The sequence below is a fragment of the Streptomyces sp. AF1A genome (genome assembly GCF_047340315.1).
Taxonomy (GTDB): Bacteria; Actinomycetota; Actinomycetes; order Streptomycetales; family Streptomycetaceae; genus Streptomyces.
The window spans coordinates 11,516-34,933 of record NZ_JBLEBI010000059.1; the positions used below are offsets into that span (position 1 = coordinate 11,516).

The following is a 23,418-nucleotide window of genomic DNA, read 5'->3' on the forward strand; positions in this document are numbered from 1 at the left end:
ACGGCGGACGCTCCCGCGAGCGTACTGCCGGAGTTCGGCCGCCGGGCGGCGACGCGGCGCGGACGTGGCCACAATGGGAGGACGACCGGTACTCCGGTCCCCGCCTCTTCGGCCAGTCGATCTCCGCCGTCCCGGAGGAGCGCAGGTGAGGCCTTCCCGCCGCCCGGCAGCCCGGCGCCGTGCCACCGCCCTTCGCCGCGAGGCGGTCCTCGCCGCCGTGACCGTCGCCTCGGCGGCCCTGCTCGGGGCCGCCGGACCCGCGGCGCCCGGCACGACGGGCGCTCCCGGTGCGGGCGACCCGTACTTCCCGCTCAGCGGCAACGGGGGTTACCACGTCCGCCACTACGACCTCGGCCTGCGCTACGACACCTCCTCCCGGCACCTGGCCGGCAGGGCGCTCCTCGTCGCCCGCGCCACCCAGCCGCTCACCCGCTTCGACCTGGACCTGTCGGGCCTGAAGGTCGAGGGCGTCACCGTCGACCGTGCCGCCGCCCGCTTCACCCGCAGCGGCCAGGAACTCCTCGTCACCCCCCGCCGCGCCCTGCGCGGCGGCGAGGAGTTCCGCGTCGCCGTCCGCTACCACGGCACGCCCCGGCCGGTCACCGATCCCGACGGCTCGGCCGACGGCTGGATCCCCACCGACGACGGGGCGTTCGTCGCCGGCCAGCCCCAGGGCGCCATGACGTGGTTCCCGTCCGACGGCCGGCCCGAGGACAAGTCCTCGTACGACATCACGGTCACCGTGCCCCAGGGCCGTACGGCCGTCGCCAACGGCGTGCTTGCCGGGCAGCGCACCGCGCACGGGCACACCACCTTCCACTGGCGCGAGACCCGGCCGATGGCTGCCTACCTGGCCACCGCCACCATCGGACGGTTCCGGGTGCAGCGGTACACCACCCGGGACGGCATCCAGGTGTACAACGCCGTCGACCCCCGTCAAGCGCGGGCCGCCGCGCCCGTGCTGAGGAAGCTGCCCGCCGTCCTCGCATGGGAGAGCACACTGTTCGGGCCGTACCCGTACCGGGCCGCCGGGGCGATCGTGGACCAGGTCCCGGACGTCGTCGACTCCCTGGAGACCCAGACCCGCCCGGTGTACGTCTGCGCGCCCGACCTCAGTACCCTCGTCCACGAGACCGCCCACCAGTGGTTCGGCGACTTTGTGTCGGTGACCACCTGGAAGGACATCTGGCTCAACGAGGGCTTCGCCACCTACGCCGAGTGGCTGTACGCCGAACAGCACGGCGGTGACAGCGCCCAGAAGACCTTCGACGCTCTGTACGCCCGCCCCGCGAGCGACGACCTGTGGGCCTACCCGCCCGGCGACCCGGGCAGCGGCGGCAACCTCTTCGACACCCCCGTCTACGAGCGCGGCGCGATGGCCCTGCACGAGCTGCGCAGGGCGGTCGGCGACCGGGACTTCTTCCGGATCCTGCGCGCCTGGGCGGCCGGGCACCGCGACGGGCACGGCACGACCACGCAGTTCGTGCAGCTCGCGGAACAAGAGTCGGGACACGCGCTCAACCGGCTCTTCCACACCTGGCTGTACGCCGAGGGCAAGCCGAACAGCGCCTGATTTCTGACCAGTTCCAAACAACTGTCGGCCAGTGTCGACAGCATGATCAACCGCAGAACCACCGTCACCCTCCTCGCCTCCCCGCTGCTGCTCACCGGCTGCGGCGGCGGAGCCGCGGCGACGGAGCGCCGCACGCCGTCCGCCCCTGCGGCGCCCACGACCACCCCCAGCCCCGAGGTCCAGGCGGAGCAGGCGCCACAGGGCATACCCGGACTCGGCCCCACCCGGTCGGCGGCGATACCCGAACGCTGCGAGCAGGCCGTCGTCGTCACCGGGCGCGGCAAGGACTCCCCGGTCTGCACGGTCGTACTGCACCAGCGCTCCGCCGACGGCTGGCAGGCGGGCGCCCCTTGGCCCGCGCACAACGCGCTGCGCGGCTGGAGCGCCCACCACGTGCTGGGCGACCTGCGCTCCCCGCTCGGCGTCTACACGCTCTCCGACGCCGGCGGCCTGCTTCCCGACCCCGGCAGCAGGCTCCCGTACCACCAGTCGGGCGGATTCCACTCGCCCGGCACCGGTTTCAAGGGCGAACCCCTGGAGGGCTGTTTCGACTACGTCATCGCCATCGACTACAACCGCAAGCCCGGCACCTCACCGCTGGACTGGACCCGCCCCCTGGGCGCGAGACGCGGCGGGGGAGTCTGGCTGCACGTGGACCACGGCGGCCCGACGCACGGCTGTGTCAGCATCGCCAAGGCGCACATGAAGGACCTCCTGCGCACCCTCGACCCCGACCGGCATCCGGTCGTCGTGATGGGGTACGCCGACTGGCTCGCCGCCTGAGCAGCTTAGGATCCGAACTCGTGTGCGCACATGTACTGGTCGCCGAGGACGACGAGAAGCAGGCCGAACTGATCCGGCGGTCCCTGCTCGCCGAGGGGCACACGGCCACGGTGGTGCACGACGGCGCCGCCGCGCTCGACGCCGCCCGCAGGCTCGGCCCCGACCTGCTCGTCCTGGATCTGATGCTGCCGGGCGTCGACGGCTTCGGCGTCTGCCGGGAGCTGCGCGGCGACGACGGCGAGCTGGCGGTCCCCGTGGTGATGCTCACTGCCCGCTCCACCGAGGACGACGTGCTGCTCGGCCTCGAACTGGGCGCCGACGACTACATGACCAAGCCGTACAGCCCGCGCGAGCTGATGGCCCGGATCCGTACGGTCCTCAGGCGCAGCGGGCGCGGCGCCGGCGCCCGCGGCGACGACCCGGTCGTCCGGGCCGCCGGGATCAGCGTCGACCCGGTGCGGCACGAGGTGCGCTGCGCGGGCGTACCGGTGGAGTGCACGCCGGCTGAGTTCCAGATCCTGCTGGCCATGGCGGCGGAGCCGGATCGGGTGTTCACCCGGCGGCAACTGCTGCAGTACACGCGCGGCTTCGACCGGGCCTCCACCGAGCGGGCGGTGGACGTGCACATCATGAACCTGCGCCGGAAGATCGAGGCCGACCCGCGGCGCCCGGCGCGGCTGCTGACCGTGTTCGGCGTCGGCTACAAGCTGAGCGGCGCGCGGCCGTGAAGCGCCGGATACCGCTGCGCAAACGGCTGCTGGTCCGCCTGCTGTTCGTCTCCGCCCTGATCGCCGTCTGCTCGGTGGCGGCCACCGCCTGGCTCGCGGTGACCACCACCACCAGCGCCCTGAAGGAGGAGCAGGGCCAGGACCTCGCCGCCGACAACAGCATCCTGGCGCAGCTCAGCGGCTACGCGGCCACGCACTCCGACTGGTCCGGCGTCCGGCGCACCGTCCGCGACCTGGCCGCACGAACCGGCCGCCGGATCGCCCTCACCACCCCCGACCGCACCCTCGTCGCCGACTCCGCGCCGCGCGGCACCCCCCTCCCGCCCCGGCCCGCCGCGACCGTCGACCCGCTGCGCACCGACACCTACACCGAGACCGGCGCCCAGCTCAGCGGCATCGACCCGCGGGCGGTGGGCCCCTACCGGCTGACCGGGAAGGAACGCGCCGATCTGGACGCGCTGGCCGCCAAACGCAGCCAGTGCTACAAGCGGTTCGGCCTGCAGACCACGGTGGTGCGGATCCCCAGCGGGCGGCCCGTGCTCACCGGCACCGACGGCGCCGACCCCACCGGGTACGGCGCGACGGAGTGCGAGGACGGACAGCTCAACACCCCCACGTCCACGGAGCGGCGGGCCCTGGACACCCTGACGGAGCTCGCCCGGCCCTGCCTGAAGCGGGCGGGCCTGGACCAGCCCGGTCCGCTGTTCCTCGCCTTGGACCCCAGCGGCAAGGACCCTTTCGACGCCGGCGGCTATCTGGCCCTCAAGTACGCCAGGACGAGCAGGGGACCGACCGCGCGGGAGGCCCAGAGTTGCGTCCTGGCCGCCCGCCGCACCCAACTCGAGCCCTATGTCGCGCCGGTGGCCGAACTGTTCCTCGGCATCGGCGACCAGAACCCGTCCCACTTCGACATGTCCCCGGCCAACAAGGCCAAGGTGGTCTCCGCGGCCGGCCTCGTCCTCGCCGTCACCGTCGCGGTGACCGCGGCCGTCGCCATCCGTCTGGTGCGGCCCCTGCGCGCGCTGACCGAGGCCGCCCAGGCACCGCCCGAGCGGCACGTGCGGGTGCCGGTGACCACCCGGGACGAGACCGGCATCCTCGCCGAGGCCTTCAACGACCTCACCGAGCGCCGCGAACGCATCGAGGCCCAGCGCAAGGCCATGGTCAGCGACATCGCCCACGAGCTGCGCAGCCCGCTGACCAACATCCGCGGCTGGCTGGAGGTCGTGCGCGACGGCGTCGTCGACCCCGACCCGGCCCTGCTGGACTCGCTGCACGAGGAGGCGCTCGTGCTCCAGCGGATCATCGACGACCTGCAGGATCTCGCCGCCGCCGACGCCGGGACGCTGCGGCTGCACCCCGAGCCGCTGCGCGCCGGCGACCTGCTCGACCAGGTCGCCGCGGCCCACCGGGTCGCCGCCGGCGCCGCCGGGGTCGCCCTGCGCACCGAGGCCGACCCCGCCGCGTGGCTGGACGCCGACCCGGTGCGGATGCGGCAGGCGCTCGGCAACCTCGTCTCCAACGCGCTGCGGCACACCCCTGCCGACGGCACCGTCACGCTGGCCGCCCGCCGGGACGGCTCCGACGTCGTCCTCACGGTCGCCGACACCGGCTGCGGCATCGCCGCCGAGGAACTGCCGCACGTGTTCGAGCGGTTCTGGCGCGCGGAGAAGTCGCGCAGCCGCCGCACCGGCGGCAGCGGCCTCGGGCTGCCGATCGTCCGCCACATGGTCGCCGCGCACGGCGGCACGGCCGAGGCCGCGAGCGAGCCCGGTGCGGGCGCGGTGTTCACGTTGCGGCTGCCCGCCGGACAGATGCCGGGCGAGGAGCCGTGACAGCGGGATCCGCGGCAGCGGACCCGGCGGGTCCGATTCCCGGCGTGCGCCGGGGGTACTCCGGTCGCGCGGCACAGCAGTGTGGTGGATCGCCGACGAGGTGACCGGCGCGGCCGAGGAGGCGGTGGCGCGGCGGGAGCGGGCGTGGCGGACCCTGCACCCCGGCGGCCGCTGAGGCCTGCGCGCGCAGCGCCGTTCAGCCGGAGCGGGTCCGGGCGCGGCGCCGCAGCGCGCGGCGCTCCGGCTCGCTGGTACCGCCCCAGACGCCGATGCCCTGTCCGGTGTCCAGCGCCCAGTCCAGGCACTCCTCCCGGACGGGGCAGCGCCCGCACACCGCCTTGGCCCGCTGGGTCTGCACCTGCGCGGGCCCGGTGGTGCCGATGGGGAAGAACAGGTCGGGATCCTCGTGGCGGCACGCGGCGTGGTCGCGCCAGTTCTCCATGGAATGCTCCCTGGATCGGTGGGAATGTCGTCGATTCCGTGGCATGCGTTCGTCGCTTCGGGGGCGGGTGACCGGTCGGGGCGGCATGAAACGGCGCGACCGCCGGGGGACGACACGATCCGGTCACCGCGCGGGGGCGCCCGCGCGAAATGACCGGGCGCTCGACAGGCCGGGGAACGGCACGGCAGGCCCAGCGGCCCGGGTAGGGCCGCGCCCGGCCGGGCACCGGTGGCGTGCGGCGGGCGGCACGACCGGGTGGGTCGCCGGCCGGCCACCGAGCCACCGCCCCGACACGCTACTCCGCGGCCGCCCTTCGGGAACCGGGCGTGCACGGACCGGCGGTTCTCAGCGGCGCAGCGCCTCGGCCGCGGTCGCCGTGACGGCGTCGGCGAGTGCGGCCAGGGCGGGGGAGTGCAGCTTCCATTGCTGCCAGTGGAGGGTGACGTCCATCCACGCATCGGGGGCGAGGAGGACCAGGCGGCCCTCGTCCAGCAGCGGGTCCGCCTGAACCTCGGGGACCATGCCCCAGCCGAGACCCGCGGCGACGGCGTCGAGGAACCCCTCGGAGGTCGGGACGTGGTGCCGCAGCGGCCCGGCGGAGTCCCGGCCCAGCCGGCGTACGAAGCCGTCCTGGAAGTCGTCCTTGCGGTCGAAGACCACCACCGGGGCCCCGGGCAGGGCATCCGGCAGCGGCCGCCCCGCCAGGTGGACGCGGACGAACTCCGGTGCGGCGACCGGCAGGTAGCGCATCCGGCCGAGCGGGCGGACCGTGCAGCCGGGCACCGGGTCGGGCGAGGAGGTCACCGCGGCCATCACCAGCCCCTCGCGCAGCAGGGCCGCCGTGTGGTCCTCGTCCTCGCGGTGCAGTTCGAAGCAGAGCCCCGCCACCCGGGTCAGCGCCGGCAGGAACCAGGTCGCCAGCGAGTCCGCGTTCACCGCGACCGGCACCCGGGTGGGCCGCCCGGCGCCGCTCAGCCCCAGTTCGCCCCACGCGTCCTGCTCCAGCCGGGCGAGCTGGCGCGCGAACCGCACCAGCACCGCGCCGGAGTCCGTGGGCCGTACCGGTTTGGTGCGCTGGAGCAGCACCCGGCCGGTGCGCTGTTCGAGCGCCTTGACCCGCTGGCTGACCGCCGACGGCGTCACCTGCAGGGCGGCCGCCGCCGCGTCGAAGGTGCCCTCGTCGACCACGGCGAGCAGCGTCCGCACCTGCTCCAGGGGAAGGTCCATCACGAGCGCTAAGGATACGTAAGAATCTTTAGCTGTACTTGAACCCGGTGCCTCCTTAGGTTCGAGCGCATGAGCAACTCCCTGACCGCTGCGGTCGCCGGGTTCGGCACCGGCCTCTCCCTGATCGTCGCCATCGGCGCCCAGAACGCCTTCGTCCTGCGGCAGGGGGTGCGCCGCGACGCCGTTCTCGCCGTGGTCGGCATCTGCGCCCTGTCCGACGCGGTGCTGATCGCGCTCGGCATCGGCGGCGTGGGCGCCGTGGTGGTGGCCTGGCCGGGCGCGCTCCGGGCGGTCGGGATCATCGGCGGCGCCTTCCTGCTCTGCTACGGCATCCTCGCCGCCCGCCGCGTCCTCAAGCCCGGCACCGGGCTGAGCGCCGAGGGCGAGGCCGCCGGGTCCCGGCGCCGGGCGGTGCTCACCTGCCTGGCGATGACCTGGCTCAACCCGCACGTCTACCTGGACACCGTGTTCCTGCTCGGCTCCCTCGCCGCCGACCGGGGCCCGCTGCGCTGGACCTTCGGGCTCGGCGCCGCACTCGCCAGCCTGTGCTGGTTCACCGCCCTCGGCTTCGGCGCCCGGCTGCTGGGCCGCTTCCTGGCCCGGCCCCGCGCCTGGCGCGTGCTGGACGGCCTGGTCGCCGTGACCATGCTGGTGCTGGGCGCGTCGCTCGTTGCCGGATCGTGAGACAGATAGTTCGCTCGGCGAACGACTTGCTGCGATAGTTAGGCTCTCGAAGAGAAAAGATGTACCGAGCAGCCAGGACACCCGTGGACACCAGCGAGAGCAGCAGCACCGGAACCGACACCCAGCCTCCGGCGGCGGAAACCCCGCCCCGGCGCGGCTGGCGCCGCTGGGCGATGGACACCCGCCCGCTGCGCATCCCCGCCTACCGGCGCCTGTGGTCGTCGACCATCGTCACCTCCGTCGGCAGCCAGCTCACCGCCGTCGCCGTGCCCAAGCAGATCTACGACATCACGCACTCCTCGGCCTGGGTCGGCTACGCGAGCCTGGCCGGCCTGGTGCCCATGGTGGCGTTCGCGCTGTGGGGCGGGGCGGTCGCGGACACCGTGGACCGCCGCAGGCTGCTGCTGGTGACCAACATCGGGATCGCGGTGACCTCGCTGCTGTTCTGGGCGCAGGCGGTCACCGGCCTGGACTCCGTCGTCGTCCTCATGGTGCTGCTCGCGCTGCAGCAGGCCTTCTTCGGACTGAACTCCCCGGCCCGCAACGCCTCCATCGCGCGCCTGGTGCCGACGGCGGAACTGCCCGCGGCGAACGCGCTGAACTCGACCGTGATGCAGACCGGGCTGGTGGCCGGACCGCTGCTCGCCGGTGCGCTCATCCCGGTCATCGGGCTGCCCGAGCTGTACCTCGTCGACGCCCTGGCGCTGTGCGTGACCGTGTGGGCCGTCTTCCGGCTGCCCGCGCTGCCCCCGCTCGGCGAGACGCACACCCGCCGCGCCGGGCTGCGCGAGGTAGCGGCCGGGTTCCACTACATCTCCGGGCACAAGGTGCTGCTGCTGTCCTTCCTCGCCGACATCGTCGCCATGGTGTTCGGCATGCCCCGCGCCCTCTTCCCGCAGCTGGCCGCGGAGACCTACCACGCCTGGGGTGAAGGGCTCGCGCTCGGCGTGCTGTTCGCCGGCATCCCGGTCGGCGCGGTGCTCGGCGGGCTGTTCTCGGGCGTGTTCTCCCGGGCCCGCCGGCACGGCTGGATGGTCATCGGGGCGGTCGTCGGCTGGGGCGTGGCCATCGCCGGGTTCGGGCTGAGCGGCAACCTCTGGGTCGCCATGGCCTTCCTCGCCGCGGCCGGCGTCGCCGACATGGTCTCGATGGTGTTCCGCGGCGCGATCCTGCTGTCGGCCGCGACCGACGAGATGCGCGGCCGGATGCAGGGCGTGTTCACGGTCGTGGTGGCGGGCGGCCCGCGCCTGGCCGACGTGCTGCACGGCACCGCCGGCTCGGCGTTCGGCCCGCGCGCGGCGGTCGCGGGCGGCGGCGCGCTGGTCGTCGTGGTGATGCTGGCCCTGGCCGCCGCCGTGCCGGCGCTCAGGCGCTACCGGATCTGAGGGCTACAGCGCGGGGCGGCGCCGCAGCGCGTACTGCTCCATCAGCTTGGCGCGGGTTGTCTCCAGACGGTGCGCGAGGATCTCGGCCACCGTCCGCACCAGCGAGAGCCCGAGCAGGGGGTCCTCCACGCAGATGGCGAGCACCGAGGGCCCGTCGAACTCGTAGGCGCGTACGTTGCTGAACGCCACCGCGCCGAAGTCCCACTGGTAGGGCGGGAACAGCCAGGACCAGCCGAGCAGGTCGCCCGCGCCGAGCGTCGCCACGGTCACCCGCTGCCGCGAGGTGACCTGCTGGTCCAGATGGACCGCGCCGGAGCGGATCACCCAGAACCGGTCGGCCGCGCCGCCCGCCTCGAAGATGCGGGTGTCCTCCGGGAAGGACACCTCCTTGGCCAGCTCCATCAGGCGCTCGCGCTGCGCCTGGGGCAGGGCGGTCAGCAGTTTTATCGCTTTGGTCATGGCGCGGGGCTCCTCGCCTGGCGGCGGTCCGGGTGTTTCCCTACGCCCATTTCAGCCGCTGCCGCCGCACCGGGCACCTCGAAGAGCCCGTCCTTTTCCGGCTTCACCGTCGTGCGGGCAGAAAAAAAGCCCTGGCTGGACGGGGGAAACCAGCCAGGGCCGTTCGCGGTGACGCGGGAGCGGGGGGAAGGACGGTTCCGCGGCCCACCCCGGCATCACGTATGTATGAACGATAAACCATCTGACGGGCGTTCTGCCAATCGGCGGCGAGTCAGGTGATCTGCTTCACCCCTTCCGCGGTCATCGGGGAGCCACCCGGGCTGACGATCTCCTCCAGCACCCGCCGCACCGCCTCGTACGCCCACGCCCGGACCACCGCCTCCCGCGCGCCGTCCGGATCGGTCGCCGTCAGGCTCTGCGCGCGCTCCGACCAGACCCGCTCGCCCTCGGCCGCGCGGTCCCTGCCCCGCTGGATGCGCCGCAACAGTTCGTCCGCGTCCACCACATCGGTCATGCGGAACGGGTACCCGGCCCCTCGCCCGTGATGGCATCCGCACCGAACGTGTTTGACGGTGCGCTCAGGGGTCAGCCGAAAGGGGAAGACGCCACGCAATCCGGGCGCGGGCTCACTCGAACCCGGTACCGGCCAGGGAGGAAGGGATGCTCGACAAGCACCGGACCAGCCCGTGCGCGCCTGCGCGGGAACCGTGCCGCCGGCCGGCCGACGCCCGCAGAACGGTGCGGCGAGTGGTCGCCGAGCGGTGCCGGGACCGCGCGATCGCGTGCGACTCGGAGACCATGGCCGACGCCCTTCTCGTCACCTCGGAACTCGCCACCAACGCCATCCTGCACGGAGGCGGCATCACCGGTTTCGACGTGGACGTCGACTCCGCCGGAGTCCGCGTGTCGGTGAGCGACCGCAGCGCCGAGATGCCGGTGACCATCGCGCCCGTCGACGGACACGGCCGGTCCCCGTCGCACGGCCGGGGATGGCCCCTCGTGTGCCGGCTGGCGCGGGACGTGAGGGTGGCCGAACTGCCGTGCGGCGGCAAGCGCATCACGGCCGTGGTACCGCTGCACCGACCTCGTTGCTGACCTCGTTCGGCATGCGTTCGGCCACGTTCCGCGCCACCGGGCGTTTGCGCCCGGGGCCGGGGGGCAGACGGAATCTCGTGCTTCGGACCGGAGGCGCGCGCCCAGCGGGCACCGCATGGCCGACTGGGCCCCCTCCTGGCGGGCCCGGTGATGCACCCCGCGGCGAACCCTGACAGCACCGTTCGGGCCGGACCCGGAACCCGTTTCCCGGTCGTGCCCTGAAACCACGTTCAGGAGCGAATCCGCATGCTGACCGACATGTCGACAAGCCGTCCCGGCACGCCCGCCACCGCCGCCGCGCCCGCGCGGCGCACCCACGACGACGCCCCCCACACCGCGGAGCTGTTCGCCCGGCTGGCCCGCCTTGACGACGGTCCCGAACGGGATGCCGTACGCGACGAACTCGTCACCGCGTGGCTGCCCATGGCGCACCGGATCGCCGGCCGTTTCCGCGATCGGGGCGAGTCCGTCGAGGACCTGCGCCAGGTGGCCGCGTTGGGCCTGGTGAAGGCCGTCGACCGGTTCGATCCGTCGCGCGGCGCGTTCGAGAGCTACGCCGTGCCCACCATCACCGGCGAGGTCAAGCGGCACTTCCGGGACCGGATGTGGGCCCTGCGGGTGCCGCGCCGGGTGCAGGAGCTGCGCAACCGGGTGCGCGTGGCCCGCCGGGAACTGACCCAGAACCCCGGCAGCCCCGAGCCCACGGCCGCCGCCGTCGCCGCGCACACCGGCCTCAGCGAGGACGAGGTCGCCGCCGGCATGGAGGCGCTGGAGAGCTTCAGCACCCTGTCGCTGGACGCCGAGCTGTCCACCGCCGACGACGGCTACAGCCTCGCCGACACGCTCGGCGCGACGGATGCCTCGTACGACGTCGTGGTGGACCGCGAGGCCGCCAAGGAGGGCCTGCGCCGACTGCCCGAGCGCGAGCGGGCGATCCTCTACATGCGCTTCTTCGAGGACATGACCCAGAGCCGCATCGCCGACCGGCTCGGCATCTCCCAGATGCACGTCTCCCGCCTGATCAGCCGCAGCTGCGCGCGGGTACGCGACGAGGTGATGGGCCGCCGCCCCGGCGACCCGGCGTGAGGGGCGGGAGCGCAGGGCGCCGGGCGTCGGCGTCGACGTGGCCGACCGGCTCGGCTTCTCCCGGATGCGCGTCTCCGTCCCGATGAGCCGTACCGACGAGGACGCGCTGGGCCGACGCCCCGGCGACCCGGCGTGATCGGACGGCGAGTGTCTTTCCACCGCCACCGACCGGGCGCACGACGCGGTGGCGATGCCGGGCCGCCGGCCCGGCACGAGCGGGTGCCAGGACGTCACGCGCGCGGCGGGGCCGCCGCCGTGGCGACGCCGAGGGGACGGGCCAGGCCGGACACCGCTTCGTCCAGGCGTTGCAGATGGCGCAGGACCCGGTCGGTGACGCGGCCGTAGCGCGGGGCGCGCAAGGTGCCCGGCGCCAGCATCGAGGCGACGCTGGGGCCGGTCTCGATCCGGGCCTGGGAGCGCGGGTCGGCGACGTGCGCGGCGATCACCTCGATGTTGTGCACCAACCGCGCGCACGCCTCGCGCAGCCGGGGGTCCGCCGCGATGGCCGGATGCGTGGGCAGCAGCTCCGCCGTCGCCGCCAGGGCACGCCCGTGGTACGCGCAGGTCTCCAGCAGCGCCACCACGTACCGGGCGGTGTCCCGGCGGGCACGCATCGGGGTGATCGGATGCGTCAGCGGCTGCGTGGCCGACCGCAGGTCCGCCAGCGCCTGGTCCAGCTCGCGCGCCTGCTCCACCAGGTCGCCGCCCGCCCCGCCGCTCAACTGGTCCACGGCGGCCCGGGTGAGCGTGCCGAGCCGGTCCAGGACCCCGACGAGGAGTTCGTTCGTACGGCGGTCGGTGTGGATCGGCAGCACCACCGCCGCCGCGATCACCCCGCAGGCCGCGCCGAGCGCCGTCTCCTCCACCCGCAGCGCCAGCACCGCCGCGCTGTAGGTGTTCAGCAGCGTGTACAGCAGTCCCAGCGCGGCCGTGACGAAGAACGACATCAGCGTGTACGACAGGGGCGCGGTGTAGAACATGGCGAAAACGAACACCAGCACCAGCGCGAACGCCGTCCACGTGTGGTGCCCCACCAGCGCCGCCAGCCCGATGCCGGCCACCACGCCGAGCACCGTGCCCACCAGCCGCCGGTAGCCCTTCACCAGGATCTCCCCGGTGGACGCGGTGTTGAGGAACACGATCCAGCAGGTCAGCACGGCCCAGTACCAGCGCTGGGCGGACAGCAGCTCGCCGCCGACGATGGCCACCGAGGAGCCCACGGCGACCTGCACGGCGGCCCGCGTGGTGGGCCGTCGCAGACCGGTCGGCTCCGCCTTCCCGGGCTCCTCCTCGCTGACCTCGATGGCCGCGTCCTCGGCGTCCAGCTCCTCGCGGGACCGGGTCGTCGCCGGGGTGTCGTCCGACTCGTCCTGCGGCCCCTCCAGGGCGACCCGCAGCCCCATCACCGCCCGCGCCGTCTCGCCGAGGCCCCGGAAGACGTCCTGCACGGCCGGTGAGGCCTTCGGCAGGTTCTCCTCCTCCCGGTAGCCGAGCAGCCGGTTGCGCACATGCGCCAGCGCGGTACCCGACGCCTCTCCGGCCGGCCGCAGGAGCAGCAGCCGCAGCGCCTGGAGGTCCCGGCGCAGCGCGGCCGTCGCCTCGTCCCGCACCGGCAGCTCGCCGCCGGAGGGCAGCGGGGCGCCCGGCAGATGCAGCGTGAGGGTGTCGGTCCGCTCGGCGCTGCGCGCGGTGAGCAGCAGCAGACCGAGCCGCTCGGCAGCGATCTCCGCCTCCGCGACCCGGCGTTCCAGCAGCCGCGCCACCGCCTCGTCGGAGGTGCCGTCCTCCAGCCGGCCCTGGATCATCAGCGCCGTCTCGTGCAGCCGCGCGGTGCCGGTGCGCACCTCCTCGAGGACCTTCTCCACCTCGTCCGGCCCGGCGTCCAGCAGTTCGATCTGGCTGTCGATCAGCTGGCCGAGCCGGGCCCGGAACGCCCGGCGCAGCCGGTCCAGGACGCCTGCCGGGGTCTGCGGCAGCAGCGCGAAGCGGGCCAGGGCGCTGCACGCGAACGCCACGCAGGTCACGCCGTACAACTGCGGCAGCACGGCCGGGGTGGCCCGCACGAACAGCGACAGGAAGTAGGTCTGAAAGCCGATCAGCCCGAGCGCCGTGCCGCGGTCGCCGAACCGGCGGCCGTAGACGGCGCCGAAGATGAGGGCGACGAAGAACAGGTCCCCCGCGACGACGCGTTGGCCGAGCAGCGCGCCCAGTGACACGGAGGCCAGGGCGACCGGCAGACCGACCGCCAGCGTGACGGCCTGCCGCCGGCGCTGCTTCTCCCGGATCGCGAACGTGGAGACCATCGCCGCGATGGCACCGGCGACCAGGAGCGGCACCGGTACCCGCAGCGCGGCGAGGACGGCCAGGGTGAGGGCGATCGCGCAGACCGTGCGCAGGCCCGCGGTGAGCCGCAGCAGCCCCGGGTCCGAGGCCGCGAGCCGGTCCCAAAGCCGTACCCACCCCGACCGTCCCGCTGCCCTCACGCCGCCGTGCTCTCCCGTCCCCGCAACCCCGTGGCCAGAATCGATCTACGGCCCAGCATCGCACGCGCCTCCCGGCTCTCGGCCATCGGCCCTGGCCACGGATGCTCTCCCGGCCGGGTCAAGGGCGTTCGACGGCCTCGCCCTCCACCCGGCTCCTGACCTGTTCCGGCGTCAGATACGAGTCGGTGTACTCGAAGTCCTTCAGCCGGGCCGGCTTGCCGGCCTGGAACCCGGTGCGCACGAAGTCGTCGCCGGCGACCGCGTTCAGCAGCCAGTTGGTCATCACCCGGGTCTTGGCCACGTTGGTGCGCAGCGCGGACCAGTGGTAGCCGCGGGCCACCGCCTGCGCGGGCACCCCGCGCAGTTCGACGCCGAGCGGCTTGGACACGGCGTCCTTGCCGCCGAGGTCGACGACGAGGCCCAAGTCCTTGTGCACATACGGCCGCAGAGGCCGGCCCCGCAGCGTCGAGATGAGGTTCTCGGCGACCCGCCTCCCCTGGCGCATGGCGTGCTGCGCCGTGGGCGGGCAGACCGCGCCGTCGCCCTTTGCCAGGTCGGGCACGGCCGCAGAGTCGCCGAGCGCGAAGGCGCCGTCCTCGCCCGGCACGGTCATCTCGGGCGTGACCACCAGCCGGCCGCGGTCGGTCTCCGCGCCCAGCGTGCCGATCAGCGGGCTGGCGACCACACCGGCCGTCCAGATCAGGGTGCGGGTGGGCACCACCCGGCCGTCGGTGAAGGTGACCTCCTCCGCCCCCGCCTTGTCGATCGACACGCCCAGCGACACGTCGATGCCGCGCCGATTGAGGATCTCCTGTGCGCTGCGGCCGAGCTTGTCGCCCAACTCGGGCATGAGCATGGGCGCGATGTCGATCAGATGCCACTTGATCAGACCGGGGTCCAGGCGCGGATAGCGGCATACGGCGGCGTGGGTGAGCTTCTGCAGGCAGGCAGCGGTCTCGGTGCCCGCGTACCCGCCGCCGACCACCACGAACTGCAGCCGCGCGGCCCGCTCGGCCGGGTTGTCGCCGGCGTCGGCGAGGTCGAGCTGCGAGATGACGTGGTCGCGGATGTAGGCCGCCTCCGCCAGGGTCTTCATCCCGACGGCGTGCTCGGTCAGGCCCGGGATGTCGAAGGTCCGGGTCACACTGCCGGGGGTCAGCACGATGTAGTCGTAGCGCTCGTTGACGATCTTGTCGGTGATGGTGCGGACGACGCAGACCTTCGACTTCAGGTCGACGCCGATCGCGCGGCCCGGAATGATCCGGGTGCGGTACTTGGTGCTGCGGCGCAGTGACAGCGCGATCGACTGCGGCGTGAGCACGCCGGAGGCGACCTGGGGCAGCAGCGGCAGGTAGAGCTGGTACGAGGACGGCGTCACCAGGGTGACGTCGGCCTCGTCGGGGGCGAGTTTCCGCTCCAGGCGGCGGACGCACTCGACTCCGGCGAAGCCGGCGCCAACCACCAGGATCCTGGGTCGTGTCACGGTGTCCATCCCTTTCTGCGGCTCCGGGCGGTCCGGCTGACGCCGCTCGCCTGCCCCGGATCGCTGCGCCAACTCCGATCCCACCGTGCTCCAGGCCGTCCCGCCAGCCGGGTACGGCAGCCAGACGAACGTGCGCGGGCACCGGCATACCCCCGCACCGGGTGGAGTAACCGGTTGTCGCACGGATACACGAGCGACCCCGTGCCCCCCGGCGTCACCAGGGCAGGAACACGTGGATGTCCTTGCCGCCGTCGTGCACCACGACGCTCACCTGGGTGCACAGCGTGTGCACCAGGTGCCAGCCGATGCCGCCGCCGCCCGTGCGCGGATGGAAGGGCCGCGGCTCCGGTCTGGTCGTGCTCGTGTCGCGCATCACCACGTGCACCCCGTCGAAGGTGCGCCGCATCCACAGGTCGAACGGACCGGGCGCGTACTGGATGACATTGGCGGCCAGCTCGGTCACGACCAGCAGGATGTCGTCCCAGTACTCGTGAGCGCCGGGCGGTGCCCCCCGGGCGGCCAGGGCGCACAGGAACTCCTCCGCGGCGAGCCGCGCCTCCGTGACGTTGCGCAGCTCACCCCGGAAGGAGTACGTACGCTCGTACCTCTCCTCCGGAGGGGGCGTGTCGTCCCAACGCGGCTCCGTCACCATCTCGCATTCCCCGGTCCCGGCCGACGAGGAGTCTGCGGCCCCTCCTGCCGGGACGGTCGTCGTCGCTGAACCGTCGCTGCGCTGCGGGTTCCCACAGCCGCGCCGGATATCCGCCCGCCCGCGGCGATCCGTCCGGCCGGACCTCCTCAGCGGAAGACGTCGTCCGGCTCGTCCCAGTCGGCCGGCTCCTGCGGCCCCCGCCCGGCCCGGGACCGCGCCTGGTACATCGCGTCGATCTCGGCGGCGTAGTGCCGGGCGATCGCGTCCCGGCGCAGCTTCATGGACGGCGTGAGCAGCCCGTTGTCCGGCGCGAACGGTTCCTGCAGCACACGGTAGACCCGGATGGACTCCGCGCGGGACACCGCGCTGTTGGCGGAGGCCACGGCCCGCGCGATCTCCTCGCGCAGTGCGTTGTCCTCCCTGGTCTCCCGGCCCGGTGCGTCACCCTGCAGCGCCAGCACGGCCCGCCAGTGCGCGAGGAACTCCGGGTCCAGGGTGATCAGGGCCCCCACGCAGGGCCGGTCGTCGCCGACCACCACCGCCTGGTGGACGAGCGGATGCATGCGCAGCCGCTCCTCCAGCGGGGCGGGGGCCACGCTCTTGCCGCCGCTGGTGACGATGATGTCCTTCTTGCGGCCGGTGATCGTCAGATAGCCCTCGGAGTCCAGCCGCCCGATGTCCCCGGTGGCCAGCCAGCCGCCGCGCAGCGCGGAACGACTGGCGGCCTCGTCGCCGACGTAGCCGTGGAAGACCGACGGCCCGCGGACCAGGATCTCCCCGTCGTCGGCCACCCGGACCTCGATGCCCGGCAGCGGCCGGCCCACGGTCCCGGACTTCTCCCGGCCGAGCGGCTGCATCGTGATCCCGCCGCAGGTCTCGGTGAGCCCGTAGCCGTCGTGGATGTACACGCCGATGCCCTCGTAGAACAGGGACAGGTCGCGGTTGAGGGAGCAGCCGCCGGAGCTGCCCCGGACCACACGGCCGCCGAGCGCGGCCCGCAGCCGGCGGTACACCGTCCGCTCGAACAGGGCGTGTTGCAGCCTGAGCTCCAGGCCGGGCCCCGCGCCTCTGCCCAGCCGCCGCCGCTCCTCGGCCGCGGCGAACTCGCGCGCGGTCTGGGCGGCCCGCTCGAACAGGGCGCCCCGGCCGGACTGTTGGGCCGCCTGCAGGAACTTCTTGTACAGCTTCTCGAACAGCGACGGCACGCCGTACAGATACGTCGGCCGGAACGTGGTCAGCGCCGACGCGAGCGCCGCCTCGGACAGCTCCGGCTCGTGCGCCATCAGGACCCCGCCGCGCACACACGTCAGCATGATCATGATGCCGTAGACATGGGAGAACGGCAGAAAGGCCAGCACGGACGGCTGTTCGCCGGGCGGCGCCGCGGTGTGCGCCCAGCCGGCCAGCAGCACGTCACAGGGGTAGGCCAGGCCGCGGTGAGTCAGTGCGCAGCCCATCGGGCGGCCGGAGGTGCCCGAGGTGTAGACGACGGCCGCGGTGGAGTCCGGCAGCACGATCCGGCGCAGCGACTCCACCGTGGTGTACGGCACCTGCGCCCCGCGCGCCACGAGGTCGCCCACCGCTCCGGCGTCCAGCTGCCACACGTGCCGCAGCCGGGGCAGCCGGGCACACACCGTGCCGACCGTCATGACGCCCTGCTCGTCCTCGACGACCACGGCCACGCATTCGGCGTCCCGCAGGATCCACTCCACCTGGTCCCGCGAGGAGGACGGATGGACGGGCACGACCTCGGCGCCCACGGTCCACAGGGCGTGGGCCAGCACCGTCCACTCGTAGCGGGTGCGGGACATCAGGGCCACCCGGTGGCCGGGCGAGATCCCGGCGGATATCAGCCCCTTGGCCAGGTCGACCACTTCGTCCCGCAACTCGACGGCCGTCACCTCCTGCCACCGGGTGGCGGCGGGCCCGTCCCGGCGCGCGAGCACCGGGAGGGTCGGATCGGCGTCGGCGAGGTCGAAGACGCTGTCGGCGAGCCCGCCGGTGAGCGGCGGGGGGGCGGATGGAGCGAGGGCGACGTCCCGCATGCGCTGCTCCTGGTGTACGGAGGGTCACACCGCCGATCGGCTCTGTTGTCGGCGGTGCTCGAATGTAGCCCAGGTGAGCCCGTCCGGTGCCGGGAACGGGTAAGTCGTGATCGGCTGATGATGTGGGCGTGTCCTGGGGACTCGACGGACACGAGTCAGGTGAACCCGGATCCGGAACCCGAACGCACCATCGGGCCGGAGCGCGGCGGTTCGGAACCGTCCGGCGAGGCCCCGCCCGCCACGAACGGCATGCCGGAGACCGGTTGCCGGGAGCCGCACGTCCGGAGCAGAGGCTGTGCCACGGGAGCGACGACGCGCATCGTCGTCCTCGTCGTGTCGGTCGCCGCCTGCTTCCTGGCGTACGCCTGGCCCTGATCCGCTGAGCGGCCCGCTCAGCCCTGGGTGTGCCGCACGCACTCGGTGACGACGTCCCGCAGGCTGCCGGTGCGCTCCAGCAGCCTGCGCTGCTCCCGCGCGCCGTTGCCGCGCCGCAGCAGGTCCTCGACGCCCCGCTCGGCGCGGGCCGCGTCACCGCTGTCGGTCAGCGCGTCCCCGGCGTGCTCCAGCAGCGAGCGCAGCACCTGCTCGGCGGGCCGCGGGCGCAGGGTGGCGGGGTCGAGCAGGTCGCCGTCCAGGCCCGACCGGGCGGCCCGCCAGGCGGCCAGCCGCAGCAGGCTCACGCTGTGGTCGAGCGGCGGCCGGCCGGCCCGCCACTCCCGCGCGGCCGTCTCCACCAGGGCGCGGGTCAGCGTGGCGACGAGCAGGGCGCTGTCCGCGCCCAGGCACACGTCCGCCACCCGGACCTCCACCGTCGGGTAGCGGGCCGAGACGCGCGCGTCGAAGTAGGCCATCGCCTCGTCCAGGATCACGCCGGTGGCCACCATGTCCGCCACCCGCCGGTGGTAGCGCTCCGGCGACCGGAACAGCTCGGTCGGGCCGGCCGACGGCCAGCGCCCCCACACCCGGGTGCGATAGCTGCGGTAGCCGGTGTCACGACCCTGCCAGAACGGCGAGTTCGCGCTGACCGCGACGAGCACCGGAAGCCACGGCCGCAGCCGGTCCAGGACCGCCACGCCCTCCTCGTCCGACTCCACCGACACATGCACATGGCAGCCGCAGACCAGCTGGTCCCGGGTGCCGACCCCGTACCGCTCGGCCAGCCACCGGTAGCGCTCGTTCACCGTGAGGGACGGGCTCACCGGCAGGGGTGAGGTCGCGAGCGCGGCGACCGCGCACCCGATCTGCCCCGCGAGCCGCGCCGCCTCCTTGCGGCAGCGCACGATCTCCTCGCCGAGGTCCGCCATCCGAGCCTGCGGATGCGTGGCGAACTCCAGCATCTGCCCGAACAGCTCCTTCTCGAACACGTCCTGCCCCGGGGCGTCCTGGGCGGCCCGGGCGAGGACGGCCGCCGCCAGCGCCTTCGGGTCCCCGCTGTCCGGATCGACCAGAAGGAGTTCCTCCTCCACTCCCACGGTGCGCACGCGGTGCCGCCCCTCCTCCCTGCCGCCGAGGGCAGTCCTGGGTCTGTACGACCCCGACTGCCCCTGGCGAGGCCGTCGACACCTGCGCTTCAGCACAGGGGGGTGAGGAAGACCGTGGCCAGCGGCGGCAGCGTGAGCCGGAGGAAGCCGTCCTCCGGCTCGAGGGCCCCCGGCCGGCCCACGGCGACCCCGCCGCCCCCGTAGCGGACGTCGTCGGTGTTGAGCGCCTCCTGCCAGGCGGGCACCTCGTCCGCCACCCACAGCCGGTAGTCCTGCCGGACCACGGGGGAGAAGTGCGACACCGCCAGCAGCGGTGTGCCGTCGGCGGCGAGCCGCAGGAACGCGAAGACGTTGTCGTCGGCCGCGTCGCACAGCACCCAGCGGAAGCCGCCCGGGTCGGAGTCGCGCTGCCACAGTGCCGGCGTCCCCCGGTACAGCGTGTTCAGGTCCCGTACGAGCCGCTGCACGCCCCGGTGGTCGCCCGCGGAGTGGTAGTCGTCGCCGAGCAGCCACCACTCGGGGCCGTGCGCCTCGGACCACTCGGCGCCCTGGGCGAACTCCTGCCCCATGAAGAGCAGTTGCTTGCCCGGGTGGGCCCACATGAAGCCGAGGTAGGCGCGGTGGTTGGCGCGCCGCTGCCACCAGTCGCCGGGCATCTTCGACACCAGCGCCTGCTTGCCGTGCACGACCTCGTCGTGGGAGATGGGCAGCACGTAGTTCTCGCTGTAGGCGTACACCATCGAGAAGGTCATCTCGTGGTGGTGGTACTTGCGGTGCACCGGTTCCTTCTGGACGTACTGCAGCGAGTCGTGCATCCAGCCCATGTTCCACTTCAGCCCGAACCCCAGCCCGCCGCTGTCGGTCGGCCGGGTCACACCGTCCCACGCGGTGGACTCCTCGGCGATGGTCACCACGCCGGGGCAGCGCCGGTACACGGTGGCGTTCATCTCCTGCAGGAAGGCCACCGCGTCCAGGTCCTCCCGCCCGCCGAACACGTTCGGCTCCCACTGGCCGGAGTCCCGGGAGTAGTCGAGGTAGAGCATGGAGGCGACGGCGTCCACGCGCAGCCCGTCGATGTGGAACTCCTCGCACCAGTACACGGCGTTGGCGACGAGGAAGTTGCGCACCTCGGTGCGGCCGTAGTCGAACTCCAGGGTCCCCCAGTCCGGGTGCTCGGCGCGCTGCGCGTTCCCGGGCTCGTACAGCGCGTCCCCGTCGAACCGGGCGAGTGCCCAGTCGTCCTTCGGGAAGTGCGCGGGCACCCAGTCCATGATCACGCCGATGCCGGCCCGGTGCAGCGCGTCCACCAGGTACCGGAAGTCGTCCGGGGAACCGAGCCGGGGCGTGGGCGCGTAGTAGGAGGTGACCTGGTAGCCCCAGGAGCCGCTGAACGGATGCCCGGCCACCGGCATCAGCTCCACGTGCGTGAAGCCCATCTCCTTGACGTAAGCGGGGAGTTCCTCGGCCAGCCGGCGGTAGGTCAGTCCCGGCTTCCACGACGGAAGGTGCACCTCGTACACCGAGAACGGCGCCTCGTGCACCGGGGTGTCGCCCCGGTGCGCCATCCACTGCGCGTCGCCCCACTCGTAGCGGGAGGCCGTCACGATCGAGGCCGTGTCCGGCGGCGTCTCGGTGCGCCGCGCCATCGGGTCCGCCTTGAGGAACCGGTGCCCGTACCGTGAGGTGATCCGGAACTTGTACCGCGCGCCCTCGCCGATCCCGGGCAGGAACAGCTCCCACACCCCGGAGGCGCCGAGCGAGCGCATCGGGTACTGCGTGCCGTCCCAGTACGTGAAGTCCCCGGCGAGGCCCACGCCCTGGGCGTTGGGCGCCCACACGGTGAACCGGGTGCCGGCCACGCCCTGGTGGGTCATCGGCTCGGCGCCCAGCGCGCGCCACAGCTGCTCGTGCCGGCCCTCGCGGATCAGGTGCAGGTCCAGCTCGCCGAGCGCGGGCAGGAAGCGGTACGGGTCGTGCACCTCCTGCTCGCCGTCGTCGTACGTCACCAGCAGGGTGTACGACGGGATCTCCGGGTAGGGCAGGACGGCGGCGAACAGCCCGCCGCCCTCCGAGGCCAGCTCGCCGCGCGCGCCGTCGGCCAGGACGCTCACCGCCCGGGCGTTGGGGCGCAGCGCCCGGAACAGGGTGCCGCCCGGGGCCGGGTGGGCGCCCAGCAGGGCGTGCGGATCGTGGTGCGCGCCGCCGAGCAGGCGGTCGCGGTCGGACGGGTCCAGCGCGAGGGCCGCGGGCGGCACAGGGCCCGCGGCCTCCGGGAGCGCGATGTCACGCAGTGCCATGACCGTCAGCCTCCCCACACGGCGAGTCGCTTGATCGCCGCCATCGGAACCGGAAGCCAGTCCGGCCGGTGTCTCGCCTCGTACAGCACCTCGTACACCGCCCTGTCCGTCTCGTGCGCGCGCAGCAGCGCGTGCTTCTTGCGTGGATCCCAGCCGGCGCGGGCCGCGTAGCCCGCGCAGAACGCCTCCCGGCAGCGGCGCGCCCACTCGGGTCGCCAGGGGCGGCGCTGCCGGGCCGCGTAGTCGAAGGAGCGCAGCATGCCCGCCACGTCCCGCACCGGGGACTGCGCGGCCCGGCGCTCGGCGAGCGGCCGGGACGGCTCGCCCTCGAAGTCGATGACGAACCAGTCGCGGCCGGCCCGCAGCACCTGTCCGAGGTGCAGGTCGCCGTGGATGCGCTGGGCGGGCGGCCCGGTGTCGCACGTGGCGAGCGCCCCGAACGCGGCCCGCAGCCCGGGCACGAAGGGGCGCAGCCCCGGCACGGCGTGCGCGGCGGCCTCCAGCCGCGCGCACATCGCCTCGGCCGTCCGGCCGTTCTCGCCCGGGTCCGGCGACGGGAAGGCCCCGGCCAGCGCCAGGTGCACCTCGGCCATGGCCCGTCCCAGCTCGCGGGCCTCGGCGGTGAAGTCGTCGCCGGCGGCGAGTGCGCGCAGCGCGAGCGTCCAGCCGTCGGTGGCGTCCGGCAGGAACGGCTGCAGCACTCCGAGCGTGGCCGGGCGCGGCGCGCGCGTGCTGAACCAGGCCACCGGCGCGGGCACCCGGGTGCAGCCCTGCGCGGCCAGCGCGGCCGACACCTCCAGGTCCGGGTTCACGCCCGGCTGGATGCGGCGGAAGACCTTCAGGATGAACGCGTCGCCGTACACGAGGGAGGTGTTGGACTGCTCGGCGTCCAGCAGGCGCGGCGGAAGTCCCCCGGGCAGGTGGGCCCGCGGCTCGGCCTCGAAGCGCAGGGGGCCGGCGGTGCCGGGCCGGCGCAGCCGCTCCAGCAGCAGATGGGCCGAGCGCGGGTCGTGCAGCGCGTCGTAGACGGCGAGCCCGGCCAGCGGGCCCTCCTGGGCGCGCCCGAGGAACGCCCGCTCCAGCCGCGGCGCGAGCTGCTCGCGCACGCCCAGGAACAGCTGGTAGCAGTCGCCGGGCGGGGGAGTGCCGCCGGGGGTGGGCACCGGGGCGTGCGAGGCGTGCACCAGCAGGTGCAGGCAGCCCGGGAACAGCTCGGTCGCGGACAGCGCGGACAGATCGGTGACGGGCCGGTCCTTGCCCGCGAACCAGCGTTGGCTCGGCAGCCACTCGCGCAACAGCCCGGCGAGCGAGGCCAGGGGCGCCTCGACGCCGGCCGCGGTTCCCGGCCGGGCGGTGATGGTCTTCGGCATGGTGACGCGTCCTTTCCTCGGCGCCGGGGTTCAGCGGCGGCGACCGATGCGGGATGCGACTCGGGTGAGCCGGAACCAGTAGAAGCCGTGCCCCTGCAGGGTGAGCAGGTAGGGCAGTTCACCGATGGCGGGGAAGCGCACCCCGCCGATCAGCTCGACCGGGTGCCGTCCGTCGTAGGCCCGCAGGTCGAGTTCGGTGGGCTGGGCGAAGCGTGAGAAGTTGTTGACGCACAGCACCAGGTCGTCGCCGTACTCGCGCAGGAAGGCGAGCACGGCCGGGTTGGAGGACTGCAGTTCCGTGAACGAGCCG

At 73.7% G+C, this 23,418-nt stretch carries 21 protein-coding genes; 9 read left to right on the forward strand and 12 right to left on the reverse strand.

The window, feature by feature from the left end; translation table 11 throughout:
- Positions 1-145: 145 nt before the first annotated feature.
- Genes ACLU3S_RS18100 through ACLU3S_RS18115 form a run of 4 tightly spaced genes read left to right on the forward strand, consistent with a single transcriptional unit; the run spans position 146 to position 4,919 of the window.
- Positions 146-1,573, forward strand: coding sequence for a M1 family metallopeptidase (locus ACLU3S_RS18100; RefSeq protein WP_413952917.1), 1,428 nt, complete (start codon positions 146-148; stop codon positions 1,571-1,573).
- 42 nt (positions 1,574-1,615) lie between these two features.
- Positions 1,616-2,356, forward strand: a complete 741-nt coding sequence (locus ACLU3S_RS18105; protein WP_413952918.1) for a L,D-transpeptidase family protein — start codon at positions 1,616-1,618, stop codon at positions 2,354-2,356.
- Between the two features lie 20 nt (positions 2,357-2,376).
- Positions 2,377-3,084, forward strand: a complete 708-nt coding sequence (locus tag ACLU3S_RS18110) for a response regulator transcription factor (protein ID WP_413952919.1) — start codon at positions 2,377-2,379, stop codon at positions 3,082-3,084.
- Positions 3,081-4,919: a sensor histidine kinase gene (locus ACLU3S_RS18115; protein ID WP_413952920.1), complete on the forward strand. Its 1,839-nt coding sequence runs from the start codon at positions 3,081-3,083 to the stop codon at positions 4,917-4,919. Before ACLU3S_RS18110 ends, ACLU3S_RS18115 begins: the two co-directional genes overlap by 4 nt.
- Before the next feature lie 196 nt (positions 4,920-5,115).
- Here ACLU3S_RS18115 and ACLU3S_RS18120 read toward each other — a convergent pair whose 3' ends face one another.
- Both ACLU3S_RS18120 and ACLU3S_RS18125 read right to left on the reverse strand, forming a co-directional pair.
- Entirely contained in the window at positions 5,116-5,361 is a 246-nt protein-coding gene (locus ACLU3S_RS18120; RefSeq protein WP_413952921.1) for a WhiB family transcriptional regulator, read from the reverse strand.
- A gap of 345 nt (positions 5,362-5,706) precedes the next feature.
- Complete coding sequence (locus ACLU3S_RS18125; protein ID WP_413952937.1) at positions 5,707-6,588, reverse strand: LysR family transcriptional regulator ArgP; 882 nt, start codon at positions 6,586-6,588, stop codon at positions 5,707-5,709.
- 69 nt (positions 6,589-6,657) lie between these two features.
- Here ACLU3S_RS18125 and ACLU3S_RS18130 point away from each other — a divergent pair, with 69 nt between their 5' ends.
- Both ACLU3S_RS18130 and ACLU3S_RS18135 read left to right on the forward strand, forming a co-directional pair.
- Entirely contained in the window at positions 6,658-7,272 is a 615-nt protein-coding gene (locus ACLU3S_RS18130; protein WP_413952922.1) for a LysE/ArgO family amino acid transporter, read from the forward strand.
- Between the two features lie 83 nt (positions 7,273-7,355).
- A complete protein-coding gene (locus ACLU3S_RS18135; protein WP_413952923.1) occupies positions 7,356-8,657 on the forward strand; it encodes an MFS transporter in 1,302 nt (433 codons plus the stop codon).
- A 3-nt stretch (positions 8,658-8,660) separates the two neighbouring features.
- Here the strand turns inward: ACLU3S_RS18135 and ACLU3S_RS18140 are convergent, their stop codons facing one another.
- On the reverse strand, positions 8,661-9,116 hold the full coding sequence (locus ACLU3S_RS18140; protein WP_413952924.1) for a cyclic nucleotide-binding domain-containing protein: 456 nt from the start codon (positions 9,114-9,116) through the stop codon (positions 8,661-8,663).
- A 271-nt stretch (positions 9,117-9,387) separates the two neighbouring features.
- Positions 9,388-9,630: a hypothetical protein gene (locus tag ACLU3S_RS18145; RefSeq protein ID WP_413952925.1), complete on the reverse strand. Its 243-nt coding sequence runs from the start codon at positions 9,628-9,630 to the stop codon at positions 9,388-9,390.
- Positions 9,631-9,776: 146 nt separating this feature from the next.
- Here ACLU3S_RS18145 and ACLU3S_RS18150 point away from each other — a divergent pair, with 146 nt between their 5' ends.
- Both ACLU3S_RS18150 and ACLU3S_RS18155 read left to right on the forward strand, forming a co-directional pair.
- Complete coding sequence (locus ACLU3S_RS18150; RefSeq protein ID WP_413952926.1) at positions 9,777-10,211, forward strand: ATP-binding protein; 435 nt, start codon at positions 9,777-9,779, stop codon at positions 10,209-10,211.
- Between the two features lie 246 nt (positions 10,212-10,457).
- Positions 10,458-11,297 (forward strand): SigB/SigF/SigG family RNA polymerase sigma factor, encoded by an 840-nt coding sequence (locus ACLU3S_RS18155; protein ID WP_413952927.1) that lies wholly within the window; start codon positions 10,458-10,460, stop codon positions 11,295-11,297.
- Positions 11,298-11,527: 230 nt separating this feature from the next.
- On the opposite strand, the gene ACLU3S_RS18160 is transcribed toward ACLU3S_RS18155, so the two are convergent.
- The 4 genes from ACLU3S_RS18160 to ACLU3S_RS18175 all read right to left on the reverse strand — a co-directional run bounded on the left by ACLU3S_RS18160 (position 11,528) and on the right by ACLU3S_RS18175 (position 17,960).
- Positions 11,528-13,780 carry an FUSC family protein gene (locus tag ACLU3S_RS18160; protein WP_413952928.1) on the reverse strand — a complete coding sequence of 751 codons (2,253 nt, stop codon included), beginning with the start codon at positions 13,778-13,780 and terminating at the stop codon, positions 11,528-11,530.
- A gap of 118 nt (positions 13,781-13,898) precedes the next feature.
- Complete coding sequence (locus ACLU3S_RS18165) at positions 13,899-15,272, reverse strand: NAD(P)/FAD-dependent oxidoreductase (protein ID WP_413952929.1); 1,374 nt, start codon at positions 15,270-15,272, stop codon at positions 13,899-13,901.
- Positions 15,273-15,477: 205 nt separating this feature from the next.
- Positions 15,478-15,915, reverse strand: coding sequence for an ATP-binding protein (locus tag ACLU3S_RS18170; protein ID WP_413952930.1), 438 nt, complete (start codon positions 15,913-15,915; stop codon positions 15,478-15,480).
- 146 nt (positions 15,916-16,061) lie between these two features.
- Complete coding sequence (locus ACLU3S_RS18175) at positions 16,062-17,960, reverse strand: AMP-dependent synthetase/ligase (protein WP_413952931.1); 1,899 nt, start codon at positions 17,958-17,960, stop codon at positions 16,062-16,064.
- Between the two features lie 159 nt (positions 17,961-18,119).
- On the opposite strand from ACLU3S_RS18175, the gene ACLU3S_RS18180 reads away from it, so the two are divergent.
- Positions 18,120-18,335 (forward strand): DUF6480 family protein, encoded by a 216-nt coding sequence (locus tag ACLU3S_RS18180; protein WP_413952932.1) that lies wholly within the window; start codon positions 18,120-18,122, stop codon positions 18,333-18,335.
- Positions 18,336-18,352: 17 nt separating this feature from the next.
- On the opposite strand, the gene ACLU3S_RS18185 is transcribed toward ACLU3S_RS18180, so the two are convergent.
- From ACLU3S_RS18185 to ACLU3S_RS18200, 4 genes are all read right to left on the reverse strand, one after another.
- Positions 18,353-19,441, reverse strand: coding sequence for a glutamate--cysteine ligase (locus ACLU3S_RS18185; protein WP_413952933.1), 1,089 nt, complete (start codon positions 19,439-19,441; stop codon positions 18,353-18,355).
- Positions 19,442-19,530: 89 nt separating this feature from the next.
- Complete coding sequence (gene glgB / locus ACLU3S_RS18190; RefSeq protein WP_413952934.1) at positions 19,531-21,738, reverse strand: 1,4-alpha-glucan branching enzyme; 2,208 nt, start codon at positions 21,736-21,738, stop codon at positions 19,531-19,533.
- Between the two features lie 5 nt (positions 21,739-21,743).
- The gene (locus tag ACLU3S_RS18195; RefSeq protein WP_413952935.1) at positions 21,744-23,108 is read right to left on the reverse strand and encodes a maltokinase N-terminal cap-like domain-containing protein; all 1,365 of its coding nucleotides are present in this window, start codon (positions 23,106-23,108) and stop codon (positions 21,744-21,746) included.
- A gap of 30 nt (positions 23,109-23,138) precedes the next feature.
- Positions 23,139-23,418: alpha-glucosidase C-terminal domain-containing protein (locus tag ACLU3S_RS18200; RefSeq protein WP_413952936.1), on the reverse strand; the 280-nt coding region annotated here is incomplete at its 5' end.

Excerpts from the sequence above, each read along its gene's own strand:
- ACLU3S_RS18195 (WP_413952935.1), bottom strand. The coding sequence starts at position 23,108 with ATGCCGAAGACCATCACCGCCCGGCCGGGAACCGCGGCCGGCGTCGAG.
- ACLU3S_RS18155 (WP_413952927.1), top strand. The coding sequence starts at position 10,458 with ATGCTGACCGACATGTCGACAAGCCGTCCCGGCACGCCCGCCACCGCC.
- glgB (WP_413952934.1), bottom strand. The coding sequence starts at position 21,738 with ATGGCACTGCGTGACATCGCGCTCCCGGAGGCCGCGGGCCCTGTGCCG.
- ACLU3S_RS18120 (WP_413952921.1), bottom strand. The coding sequence starts at position 5,361 with ATGGAGAACTGGCGCGACCACGCCGCGTGCCGCCACGAGGATCCCGAC.
- ACLU3S_RS18145 (WP_413952925.1), bottom strand. The coding sequence starts at position 9,630 with ATGACCGATGTGGTGGACGCGGACGAACTGTTGCGGCGCATCCAGCGG.
- ACLU3S_RS18105 (WP_413952918.1), top strand. The coding sequence starts at position 1,616 with ATGATCAACCGCAGAACCACCGTCACCCTCCTCGCCTCCCCGCTGCTG.
- ACLU3S_RS18165 (WP_413952929.1), bottom strand. The coding sequence starts at position 15,272 with ATGGACACCGTGACACGACCCAGGATCCTGGTGGTTGGCGCCGGCTTC.
- ACLU3S_RS18140 (WP_413952924.1), bottom strand. The coding sequence starts at position 9,116 with ATGACCAAAGCGATAAAACTGCTGACCGCCCTGCCCCAGGCGCAGCGC.
- ACLU3S_RS18125 (WP_413952937.1), bottom strand. The coding sequence starts at position 6,588 with ATGGACCTTCCCCTGGAGCAGGTGCGGACGCTGCTCGCCGTGGTCGAC.
- ACLU3S_RS18150 (WP_413952926.1), top strand. The coding sequence starts at position 9,777 with ATGCTCGACAAGCACCGGACCAGCCCGTGCGCGCCTGCGCGGGAACCG.
- ACLU3S_RS18130 (WP_413952922.1), top strand. The coding sequence starts at position 6,658 with ATGAGCAACTCCCTGACCGCTGCGGTCGCCGGGTTCGGCACCGGCCTC.
- ACLU3S_RS18170 (WP_413952930.1), bottom strand. The coding sequence starts at position 15,915 with ATGGTGACGGAGCCGCGTTGGGACGACACGCCCCCTCCGGAGGAGAGG.
- ACLU3S_RS18175 (WP_413952931.1), bottom strand. The coding sequence starts at position 17,960 with ATGCGGGACGTCGCCCTCGCTCCATCCGCCCCCCCGCCGCTCACCGGC.